Genomic DNA, 11,188 nt, shown 5'->3' on the forward strand with positions numbered 1-11,188 from the left:
AAAGGGGAATAAATAATCAGTCTTTAATAACCAGATTTAGTATTAGATAGGTACGGGAATAAAATAATTACTCAAATCTTTGTTTTTAGGTGTGTTATCGCAGAATAATATACCTTGTTTGATCAATATTTTTTTGGGTTTCTATGTCGCTATAACAATGCTAGATATCATCTAAAAGATGGTTTAATTGACCTCTCAACAAATCTAGGTTCTGATTAGCCTTTTCAAGTTCAAGACTCAGGTTTTTTATTTCCGACTCTTGAAGCTTTATCTTTTCAGAAAGATCGTCTATCTGTTGTTTGCAAGAGTCTAGATATCCACTTTTTATGATATCAATAACATCAAAGTAAGAAATTTTTTGATCATTCATAAAGCAATATATTTGACATATTTGCTCTAAATTCGACAATAAAAAATCATTTTTAAATATATCTGAAAATGACATTATACTAGACACGTCAAAACTTTTGTGTCTCAGGGAAAGGATAAGTTTTTCGATATTTTGATGATTATTGGAAAAAGTGTCACTTGAAAATATTTCTATAAATTTACTGATTTCTATTTTCTTGCTTTCTAAGAACAATAACAATTTTAGAGTTTTTGTCTTTATTCGTATTTTTAGATATTCTGCAATCTCAAGGTTATATTTTTGTTCAAAAACAAATTCCAATAGATCTTTAAATGTAACTATTTTTTTAGATCCTTCATCGTATGGAATTTCTATGTCAAATTCCTGCTCTATTTGATACAAGAAATTTAGAGCATCATCTTCATCTCCACCATTTGATAATTCAAGAATATAATTATACTCAGTTTTAAAGATGACAAAATCTAAAACTGGCTGAGGTATTTCAGAAACTTCAAATACTTCTATCACAATATTATAAATTCTTGAATAAGTTCTTGAATAAATATCTTCATAAGTTTTATTGTTCATATCCATAATTATGACTATTTTGTTTGTGTTAAAGGTCATCCAATGACAGACTGGCTTGAGTGTAGCATTTTTATTAAACTAATGCAAGCACAAGTAATACTCAACCCTGTTTAAAAAGTATAGAAAAGTAGGCAGGGTGGAACGGTAGGCGAGTGGACAGATTTGGTATAATGCTTCAGCAATTATTGAGATGTTAATTTATTGTAAGCAGAAATAATCGCCGCATTTTCCCAATCATCATCAAAAGGGAGCGCATCGGGATCTGACAAAGCATTAGCCTCGATTTCTAGATCACCCATCGATTTAACTCGCTCCCAATCGGTTAAATTATTAATATCTGGGGGATTATTTGTTATATTTATCCTTCCTAAAGCTGGTATTTCCATAGGCGGTGGCCAGTGCAGAACTACAGTGATATACTAAGGATAACTTGATCAATACTTTCTAGGGAGATTTTGCTATCAATTCCCAGAAAGTATCGAGGTTTAGGTTTTACGTCCGAGAAAATTAATAATCCGGGGATTAATTTCTTTTGACCAATGTTCTTGGGGATAGTGTTTTGCTTCCGCGAGGGAGATTAATTCCACTCCTGATTTAGTAGCTAATTTTTCGACGGTGACAGAAGATAACCAAGGATCGCCCATTCCCCAGACAAAAAGGATAGGTTTTTCAAAGTTCTCTAAACCTGTCTCAATTTCTGCCATAGTTTTCGATAGGTTTAAATTGCGAATCGTGGCCAGTAAAGCGCGACCCACTGCCGAAGTTTTTAGATAAGGTTGACGGAAAATAGCCAGATCTGCATCACTAATCACAAAACCGCTACCAGTTTCTAAAGTACGATCGACTAATAAGGGGTCTTGAGTCGCCATATCTCCGAGGAAAGGTAGCCCCCATTGTTTCATTATCCAGGGTAATTTGACATCCCTGGAGAGGGGAGTATTTAAAACAATCAAGCGCTCAATTTTATCGGGATTTTCTAGGGCGTATTGTAAACCGACGGAGGCTAAAAAACCCTGGACAATGAGGGAGATTTTCGGCAATTGGAGAGCTTGAATAAAATCGGCCAAAGCTTGACAAAAAGCGCTAGGTGTGTAGGCGAATTCTCTGGCATCGGGTTTAGCGGATAAACCGGAACCGATCCAATCGGGGGCAATGGCATTAATGTTATATTCTTCTAAACTGGTTAACAATTCCCGCCAAATATAGCCATGGGCGGGTAAACCATGGAGTAGGATCACGGGGGTTGTGTCCGGTTGTTGAGCGGGGTTAACCTGTCGATAAAACCACTTGAGAGAGCCGACTTCGAGAAAATTTTCTAAAATAGCCATGGTTAATGGGGGATTAATAATCAATAAACCTCTTGCATAATTAGTTTTTCAGGGTTCAAAAACGGCAAAAATAAGGATTAAATGGCATAAAGTCTGTAAATAGACCATTTAACTGATTATTACTTCTTCTTAATTCTCCTGACTACTGGCTACTGACTCCTAACCCTAACAACAATTTTTGATTTTTACAAGAGGTCTAATAACCATTGTCTAACGTCTAGGAACCGATCGCACCGGCAATTTTCCCACCCCCGCAGTTATAGGGAGCTTGCGTCGAGACTTTGTGCTTCTCCGGGGGTTAAGGGTAAATGAAGACCGCATTCTTGTTTTAAACCCTTGAAACGGGTGTCTCGTTCGTTGCTATCATCGGCGGTTAAAGGCCGACTGGAGTGCCAATCGCCGACGGAGACATAACCCAGATCAAAATAGGGATGGTAGGGAAGATCGTATTTAGTCAGATAGTCATAGATGGTTTTGGCATTCCAGTCAAGGATCGGTAATATTTTGTAACGTTCGCCCTGTTGATTGACCCATTGGAGAGTTTTGCGGTGGTCGGTTTGGTCGCGACGCAAACCCGCCAACCAAGCGGTGGCCTTTAATTCCTTCAGGGCCCGTTGCATCGGCTCCACCTTGCGGATTTTGTCGTAGAGATTGAGGGAGTCGAGATCGTTATTTGACCACAATTTACCGTGGATTGCTTCCATGCGGGCGGGACTGAGGGGAGATTGATAAACTTTCAGGTTTAAATGGAGGCGTTGGCTTAAGTCTTCGGCAAATTGATAGGTTTCTGGGGGAAGATAGCCGGTATCGATCCAAATGACGGGAATATCGGGGATAATTGCGGTGACAAGGTGCAACATCACCGCCGCCTGAATGCCGAAACTGGTACTCATCACCAAACCTTCCCCAAAGGTGGCCGCAGCCCAAGCGACGATTTCCGCATCGTTAGCGGAGTCAAAACGTTGATTAATTGTGGCGAGGTCGAGGGATAGAGGGTAGGAAAAAGACCGGTCGGCAGTGGGGATGAAGGCAGTTTCTAGGGCCTGTGGATGAGAATTAAGCAAGTGTAAATCTGGCATTCTGGCTAAGATTTAAGGTATTAGTGGCGGCGGATACTGATAGATTCCAATCTATCTATTAGGGTTTGATCATAGAGTTACCTCCATCTCCTCCCCTTGAGAAACGTAGGTGAGACTTTCACCTCACACCTCTCCTAGTTTAACTGCTCCATTGTTAGGGATACAGCTTGACAATCGAGGGACGTTTTATCATCCTGACACTGGCGGTCTAGTAATTGGGGGTTTTTGTATTCATCCTGACCACCGTATTGCTGAGAATGTATATACTGTACTTCTACTATATCTGATGGGGTGAAGTGTGGCCCACACTAGCGACACCTTCCTTTCTCAAAAATCTCTCTGGTTACACTAGACTCAAGTTGGCAGCTGAAAAAGTCTCTGGTGACATCTAATTGACCTCGATTAATGATACTAAGTTAAGCAAGATTGGCAGGAATTGTCGCTAGTTTTTGCAGTTGTTTTTCAATATTGGCCTTTAATTGGGGCCGGGTGATTTCTTTTCCCGTTTGAGCGGTGTGTGCATTTTCCAGAAAAATAATACTATCTACTTTTTCTAGGGCAAATAATTGGAATAAAAGATGGGTTACGGGAATCAGGAGCGTTGAGAGGGGTGAATTGGGGGTATTTTGAGCAGATATGGCCATTTTTTCCGTAGCAAAGGCATAGATTACCCTTTTCTCCTGTTGCGGCTGCTGCCGATGGGCTAAGGTGGTTAGTAACCAATCACCCTGGCTATTCTGCACCACATAGTATTGTAAATGTTTTAACTGTCTGGCCACGGCCGCGAGGACGGGATTAACCGCTTCTTCCATGACTACGGGGGCCAGTCCGTAATTAACCGCGTCTCGACTTAAAATATGCAGTTGTGCCTTTAATTTCATGGCTAATCATCTCTATAAACTAATCGATGGCGATGACATTCATCCCTTGATTCGGCAACCCCAGTTAAAATTGTCGTCGTGAAAAGATGAGGATGGAGATACCCAATAATAGACCAGTATAAACGAGACTGTAGAGGGCATTAGCGATTAAGACATCAGCACTAGGCAGCAAACCATAAACGGCCTCGTTTCTAAAATTCAATCTCTCTAAATCTGGGAGAATTAGATAAATATTTTGAGTGATAGCGAGGATATTGGCATTTTTGCTGATTATACCCAATTGGATCAGATCTTTGCTGATGTGACCCATTAGATAGACCCCAAAAGTCATTAACGTGGCTAAAATCGAACTGGTAAATACCCCAAAAGCGATCGCCACGGCTGCGATGAGAATTAATTCCAAACCGAGATAGAAAACCGAGACAATCAGGGGTAAAGGTTGAAAAGATACTTTCATCCCCAGCAACATCAGCAAGTAAATCACCAACATTACCCCCAACATCACCGCTAAAACCCCGGACAAACCCAAGTGTTTACCGAGGATAAATTCGGCCCGACTCAGGGGTTTGGGAATCAAAACTAAAATAGTTCTCTTGTCAATTTCCTTATTAATTAGCCCTGTACCCACAAAAACCGCGACAATTACCCCTAATAATCCGATAGCGGCTAATCCCAAGTCAAGAAAGATTTTCTCATGGGTTCCCACCGCAATTTCCGGTAATAAACGCCAAGCGAAGGCCATCAACAAGGCAAAAAACCCGATAAAGTAAAGAATGCGATCGCGAATAACCTCGCGAAAACCATTAGCTGCGATCGCCCAGATTCTCAGGATGCTGATACCCATAGCCTTTCATCAAAATAATATCTCTCTTTCCTTTTGAGATTACCCATTTCCAGAGCAAAAGTGGACCTGCTCTAAAAATCAAAAATTGTCGTGGTTGGTTAGCAGTCCCTAGGGATAACTAGGTATTGTTAAGTTAGCTAAAAAAGCAGCTAATCCTTACTGTTCCAGTGTTACCTTATCTTTGCGGGCAGCTTACCCCTTGGTTTTGTTGCAGTTGTCCTGAAACTTCCTCACCGTCCCAATTCGCCATCACGAATAAGCCTAGGACAAATTGATCTCTAATAACCCCGGTGGTGGCGCAATCTCGATGCGTGCCGCTTTCAGATCCACCAGTGGAACAATTTCTTTGACGAAGGGGACTAGGGCCGTGGCCGCTGAGTCAGGAGAGGGACTTTTTTTCTTGACAGAGGCGAGATTTGCTTCTAGTTGCACTGCTAAAATGTCATTACCCGCCCAGAAAATATCTACCACAACCCCGATTTTTTCTCCTGTCAGGTGATGATAAACCTCTAAGTTCACTAGCTCACTAACATGATATTCATCCGCTTTTAGGCGAGGTTTTTCTAGTTTATTCGCCCATAATTTATATCCGCGCAAAGCTTCGGCTTGTTCCCGATTTTCAACCCCCTCTAACTTGATAACATAAACATTTTTTCCCGGTAGCTCACGTCCCCTGAGCAGAGTAATTTCTCGGATTTCTCCCCCTTGTGGCCCTTGTATTCCCCTAATACCTCGCTTCTCAAAACGTTCGGGAAAATCTGATACCGATAAAACTCGCAATTCTCCCTCCAGTCCCTGGGGTGCTACTATTGTCCCAATTTCTAGCCAATTTTCTTCCATTGTCTCGACATTTTTTGCTATAGCTTTCCCTAGTATATAGCCTTTTTTGTCTCGCTCCTAGATTTTAAAAGTCTTGGTAAGGTAAAATTTTTAGTTGACCTCTACTCCTGACCATTTTTTGACTTTTTACTGGTGACTTTTTAGTGAATTATGACTATTTGGCAAGCGGATTTTTATAAATCTTCATCTTCTTCCCCTCTTGGCACAGTCTGGCAATTGTTAATTTCCGATACTCTCGGTCATCTTATCTATGAAAATTCCTGTCCCCAATCGCAAGCTAATAGCGACTGGTTAACCCAACAGTTACAGCAAGCTTGTCAAGTCTCCTCCCCAGAAATTATCCAAGTTTTTCGCCCCCAATGCGCCAATTTATTTCTCCTCGCCGGTCAAAATTTACAGATCAAAATTGAGTTAACCCGTCACGTTAATACCCTGAAAAAACAGCTAGAATTGCGGCAAATCCCCATCAATATCGATTCTCCTCCACCACAACCCCTACCAGACCAATTTTTAGGTCAAGAGTGGCGTTTTGCTCGCTTTCCCGCCGTTGATTTAGTTAACTTTTTTGGCGATCGCCGAATACCGATTCTTTCCCTACCAGAGGCCTTTTCTCCTTTAAAATTAGGTTTAGCCTCCACTTTAATGATCCCCGGTGTGGTTATTACCGGTGGTAAAAAATCTCTGGCGATCGCTCGTTGGTTAGGGGAAATTAACCCAGTATTTATCGATCATATTCCCACAGAAACGGGGCGATCGGGCGGTTTAGTCTTGGAATCGGGTCTAAATGAACGTTGGATTTTTCTCACCTACAAAGATGAAGAAGTGGCCCGGGCAGCCAATGCTTATCAAGCAACCAAACAGAAAAGCCAAGGTTTGCACTTTCTCCTCATACAACCGGATGATTCTGGCCGCACTTTTACCGGCTTTTGGCTACTGAAGCAGGTTTAACCCCCAAGCTGTCCCCAAGAGGCAGAGAATGCCAGCTAAACCCGCTAAAGGTTGGTTATAGATACCTTTAACCCAAGCTAACCCAGAATCGCTGTAAGACATCAATTCGGCACTGTCTAGCAAGGCCAATCCCCATACCCAACCGCCATGAAGTCCCCAAGCTAATCCTAAACTACCATGATCGATCGCCCGCGCCCAGACCAGAACCATCCCCATCAGAAATAAACCGGGTAGTTGCGGCAGCGTTTGCTGACGTTCCCAAAGCAGGTGCAGCAGGGCAAAAATTAGGCTAGAAATGGCTCCCGCCACCCAAAAACCGTATTCTTGGCTTAATTGGCTCAAAAAGATGCCCCGAAAGATTAATTCCTCGGTAATACCCACCCAGAGGGCCACTATCAACAGGGGTAAACTCAAGGAAAAAGCGCGAGTGAGGTTTTTGGGCTGCCAATGTACCCATGTCAAAATCCCCTCTAGGAAAAAAATTATCCCTAATCCCACCACTGCCAAGATTAATCCTTTGGTTAGGGAGATAAATAGGGAAAATGACCAAATTAATCCGTAATTATGGAGGCTGCTCCCCTCTATCTTTAATAATCCCCAGATAACTAAGGGAGCCAATGCGTAAAGAGAGGCCACCAGTGGCAATTTCTGGTCAGGTTTTGTCCCTTGCAGCGGTTGCCATCCCAAACGACTCCCTAAAACAATGGCAATGGGCAGCCAGAGAATTAACCAGGCTAACAGGAAAATAATAATTTTTATTAAGGCAGCAATGTCCATTGTCAATTAAGTGTTAGGGAAGTGGGGGTGTGGGGTGTGGGGTGTGGGGAGAACAAAGCTGTCTCGGAGTCTCGGAGTCTCCTGTCTCGGAGTCTCGGAGTCTCCTGACTCCTGATAGCTAAAACAACAAACCCTCTAGGGATAGAATAACTGTGGAACTTTGCTCTGGTAAAGCCTAGCTCCAACAAAAATCCATCCCTAGGGGGTTGCGAAAAAGAAGAAAAAGTGCTTAAGGAAAACCCCTCGAGTTGATAAAAGAGGCGGTCAGGGGTTAGAATTAGGGATAAGAATCTATATTGTCTTTTTGGTCGGTCTTGTCAAAACTAGCCCTTTTGACTGCCGATTTTTTTTATCCTTATCCCTACTCCGTAACCTATTTAAGCTTCTACTGGTTCTTCTGATTCCATTTGTTTGAGGTGGATGTGCTTGTAGCCAAGTTTGATTTCAAATTCATCGCCAGGCTGCAAGTTCATTTGTTCGGTATAGGTGGAACCGATGACGATTTGACCATTTTTGTGGACACTAACCCGGAAAGTGGGTTCGCGGCCGCGGCCATCTTTAGTGCCTTCGGGATCGAGAGGAACGCCTTTTGCACCCAAAACAGCATCGTAAAAGTCGGTTAAATTGACCCGAACTTGACCATCTTTACTTTGGGAGTAGTAACCACAACGTTTTGCCGTTTCGCGACGGGGTAAGTGGGACAACTCTTTGACTTTTTGAAGTAGAGCTTTCCCGGTTAGGGGAGTAGGAGAGATATCACTCATGGTACTTTTTAATGTCTCTTGATTTTTGACTGACTGTCAATTAAGTTTACACTGACAAATTGATCATACCAAAAATCTTGCCAAAAATGTCTAGAGGGGAATAATAAATTTTTTAAAACTGATGGTTCTGTGATGACAATCGTGCTAAGAAGACCCCAGACTAGGTAGTAAGTGTAAACCTTGTGGGGGAGAGGAAATTTTTGGTCAAGACTCTCGAAATTTTTGGTCGGGTGCGAGGAAACCAGGGGGGAGAAAGTGAGGACATAAAACGGATCAAGCTATACCTAGCAAGGAATTGAGAAACTATACTTGTGGTTGGAGTTGGCAAAAAACTAATGACCCAGAGCAGTAAATCCGGGGTGATTAAACTGTTTTCGAGCGACTTGCCCATCTATGATTAGGTCTAGATACCCACCCCTTGGCTCAACCGACCAGGGAAAATCTTAAGGATTAATTACCATTACTAGCTCCCCTTTGGCCCGTTAACATCGATTATCCTGAGTATTAGGAGTCCCTCATCCCCCTGCCGAGTATGGAAGTTTCTTTTAAAATTCTGCGTCAACGACCCAACGACACCCCCTACCTAGAAAATTTTACCCTAGAGGTGGAGGCGGGAAATACAATTCTCGACTGCCTTAATCGCATCAAATGGGAACTTGATGGAACTTTGGCCTTTCGTAAAAATTGCCGCAACACAATTTGTGGCAGCTGTGCGATGAAAATTAACGGTCGTTCGGCCTTGGCTTGTCAAAAAAATATCGCCAGTGAATTAAACCATTCTAGCCAAAAAGATGCCGGAGAAATTCCCGAAATCACGATCGCACCCCTGGGTAATTTACCGATTATCCGGGATTTAATCGTCAATATGCAACCGTTTTGGGACGATTTAGAAAAGGTTGAACCTTATATCAGTAGTCAAGCACGCACCATTCCCGAACGAGAATTTCTGCAAACTCCAGAAGAAAGAGCCAATCTCAATCAGATGGGTAACTGCATTATGTGCGGGGCCTGTTATTCGGAATGTAATGCCAAGCAAGTGAATCCTGATTTTGTCGGTCCCCACGCTTTAGCAAAAGCGCAGCGCACCCTAGCAGATTCCCGCGATGGTAATCAGGAAAGTCGCCTAGAACTTTATAACCAAGGCACCGCAGGGGTTTGGGGGTGTACGCGCTGCTATTTCTGTAATGCGGTTTGTCCCATGGAAGTGGCCCCCATGGATCAAATCGGTAAAATTAAACAGGAAATACTCGCTCGCAAGTCGGACGATAGTAGTCGTCCCATTCGTCACCGGAAAGTTTTAGTGGAATTAGTCAAAGCAGGGGGATGGGTTGATGAACGCAAATTCGGCCTCTATGTGGTGGGCAATTATTGGCGCGATTTACAGGGTTTATTAAGTATTGCCCCCTTGGGATTGCGGATGATTGCTAAGGGTAAATTTCCCACTTCCTTTGAAGCTTCCGAGGGAACCGCGGAGGTGAGAGGTTTAATTACTGCCATTCAAAATTCTCGCTCTTGATCACTCTCGATAGTGAGAGCAATTTTCAGATGTATTATGAGCTATATTCTATTTGACTGGAGAACCCCTTATCATGTTCGATCGAGATAGCATCCGTGGTTTTTCTGCCCTGATCACCCTTGTGGGAGTCGCTTCTAGTTTGGGTTTTAGCTTCAACGCACCGGCTTTCTCCCAAGCTATCTCTAACAATTTACCCCTACTCTTAGCCCAAAAAAGCGAAAAGGTGCGAGTAGCGGTTTTAGACTTCGATTATAGCGGTCTCAGTAATCCCCAGTGGTTAACATTTCTCAATGGTGGAGCCAGTGGTGTCAGTGATATTCTCGTCAATAAATTGGTGGAAAGTGGTCGCTATACAGTCATTGAGCGCAGTCGCATTGATGCTGTCCTCAGAGAACAGAATTTGGGGGCTTCGGGACGGGTAGATGCCGCTACCGCCGCTCAAATCGGGCAAATTTTGGGGGTAGATGTGGTGATTATCGGTTCGATTACCCAATTCGATTTACAGAAAAAACAATCCGGTGGCTCGTTTATTATTTTTAGCACCGCCAAGACAGAAACCGATGCTTTTGTCAAGTTAAATGTCCGGGCAATTAATACCACCACGGCCGAAATTATTACCACCGCTCAGGGAGATGGTACTGCCAATCAATCCGATGGTTCAACCGTGGTTTTAGGGGTTGGGGGTGGTTCCCAAACCTCCAACGAAGGGAAATTACTCAGTATTGCCACCGATAAGGCAGTGGCGCGGGTGGTGGATAATCTCAATGATAAAGCCGACCAAATCGCCGCTACACCTCGCTCGCTCCCGACTGTCACCGCTTTAGTGGCTGCCGTGGCGGGAAATCAGGTAATTCTCAATAAAGGTACGGGAGAAGGCTATCGTGTCGGTTTACGCATTTCCATCGAACGGACGACTCAAACGGTCAAGGATCCGCAAACGGGTAAGGTTATCCGTCAGATTACTCAACCGATTGGCACTCTCGAAATTGTCGAAGCTGATGGTCAATCTAGCGTCGGTCGCATCATTACCGGTAATGGTTTTAAAATCGGTGATTTAGCTAAACCCATTCGTTAATTGGGAAGTGGGAAGTGGGGAAGTGGGGAAGTGGGGAGTGGGAAGAATAAATAAAAATGGCTCTTCCGAACTTGTCATGTAAAATTAAAGAAAAAATAGACAATTATTGCTGACCAATAAAACAATAATTTATCTTTAAAAGCTGACTATGCTTGCAATACAGCAATTTATTGGTTAAAATATAGACAGCCAAGACCAG

Annotated in this window: 12 protein-coding genes; 3 read left to right on the plus strand and 9 right to left on the minus strand. The window is 43.0% G+C overall.

The window, feature by feature from the left end; all coding sequences use genetic code 11:
• Nucleotides 1-160: 160 nt before the first annotated feature.
• The 7 genes from IM456_RS08290 to rimM form a co-directional block, all read right to left on the minus strand.
• The gene (locus IM456_RS08290) at nucleotides 161-943 is read right to left on the minus strand and encodes an acyl carrier protein (RefSeq protein WP_149987002.1); all 783 of its coding nucleotides are present in this window, start codon (nucleotides 941-943) and stop codon (nucleotides 161-163) included.
• A gap of 176 nt (nucleotides 944-1,119) precedes the next feature.
• The gene (locus tag IM456_RS08295; RefSeq protein ID WP_149987003.1) at nucleotides 1,120-1,323 is read right to left on the minus strand and encodes a hypothetical protein; all 204 of its coding nucleotides are present in this window, start codon (nucleotides 1,321-1,323) and stop codon (nucleotides 1,120-1,122) included.
• Between the two features lie 99 nt (nucleotides 1,324-1,422).
• Nucleotides 1,423-2,289: an alpha/beta fold hydrolase gene (locus tag IM456_RS08300; protein ID WP_149987004.1), complete on the minus strand. Its 867-nt coding sequence runs from the start codon at nucleotides 2,287-2,289 to the stop codon at nucleotides 1,423-1,425.
• A gap of 233 nt (nucleotides 2,290-2,522) precedes the next feature.
• Nucleotides 2,523-3,344: a phosphoadenosine phosphosulfate reductase gene (cysH, locus tag IM456_RS08305; RefSeq protein WP_149987005.1), complete on the minus strand. Its 822-nt coding sequence runs from the start codon at nucleotides 3,342-3,344 to the stop codon at nucleotides 2,523-2,525.
• Nucleotides 3,345-3,760: 416 nt separating this feature from the next.
• On the minus strand, nucleotides 3,761-4,225 hold the full coding sequence (locus tag IM456_RS08310; protein WP_149987007.1) for a hypothetical protein: 465 nt from the start codon (nucleotides 4,223-4,225) through the stop codon (nucleotides 3,761-3,763).
• 64 nt (nucleotides 4,226-4,289) lie between these two features.
• Nucleotides 4,290-5,069 carry an ABC transporter permease gene (locus IM456_RS08315; RefSeq protein ID WP_149987008.1) on the minus strand — a complete coding sequence of 260 codons (780 nt, stop codon included), beginning with the start codon at nucleotides 5,067-5,069 and terminating at the stop codon, nucleotides 4,290-4,292.
• 261 nt (nucleotides 5,070-5,330) lie between these two features.
• Nucleotides 5,331-5,909 carry a ribosome maturation factor RimM gene (rimM, locus tag IM456_RS08320; protein WP_149987009.1) on the minus strand — a complete coding sequence of 193 codons (579 nt, stop codon included), beginning with the start codon at nucleotides 5,907-5,909 and terminating at the stop codon, nucleotides 5,331-5,333.
• Nucleotides 5,910-6,059: 150 nt separating this feature from the next.
• Between rimM and IM456_RS08325 the strand changes: the two genes are divergently transcribed.
• The gene (locus tag IM456_RS08325; RefSeq protein WP_149987010.1) at nucleotides 6,060-6,857 is read left to right on the plus strand and encodes a Tab2/Atab2 family RNA-binding protein; all 798 of its coding nucleotides are present in this window, start codon (nucleotides 6,060-6,062) and stop codon (nucleotides 6,855-6,857) included.
• Here IM456_RS08325 and IM456_RS08330 read toward each other — a convergent pair.
• Nucleotides 6,840-7,634, minus strand: a complete 795-nt coding sequence (locus IM456_RS08330) for a CPBP family intramembrane glutamic endopeptidase (RefSeq protein WP_149987011.1) — start codon at nucleotides 7,632-7,634, stop codon at nucleotides 6,840-6,842. The two genes, IM456_RS08325 and IM456_RS08330, sit on opposite strands and share 18 nt — an antisense overlap.
• 377 nt (nucleotides 7,635-8,011) lie before the next feature.
• Nucleotides 8,012-8,398, minus strand: a complete 387-nt coding sequence (locus IM456_RS08335; protein ID WP_002782369.1) for an AbrB family transcriptional regulator — start codon at nucleotides 8,396-8,398, stop codon at nucleotides 8,012-8,014.
• Nucleotides 8,399-8,930: 532 nt separating this feature from the next.
• On the opposite strand from IM456_RS08335, the gene IM456_RS08340 reads away from it, so the two are divergent.
• Entirely contained in the window at nucleotides 8,931-9,914 is a 984-nt protein-coding gene (locus IM456_RS08340; protein ID WP_287692256.1) for a succinate dehydrogenase/fumarate reductase iron-sulfur subunit, read from the plus strand.
• A gap of 73 nt (nucleotides 9,915-9,987) precedes the next feature.
• Nucleotides 9,988-10,989, plus strand: a complete 1,002-nt coding sequence (locus IM456_RS08345; protein ID WP_149987013.1) for a CsgG/HfaB family protein — start codon at nucleotides 9,988-9,990, stop codon at nucleotides 10,987-10,989.
• The last annotated feature ends 199 nt before the right edge of the window (nucleotides 10,990-11,188 follow it).

The organism is Microcystis sp. M079S1 (assembly GCF_020246425.1).
GTDB classification, from domain to species: Bacteria; Cyanobacteriota; Cyanobacteriia; order Cyanobacteriales; family Microcystaceae; genus Microcystis; species Microcystis aeruginosa.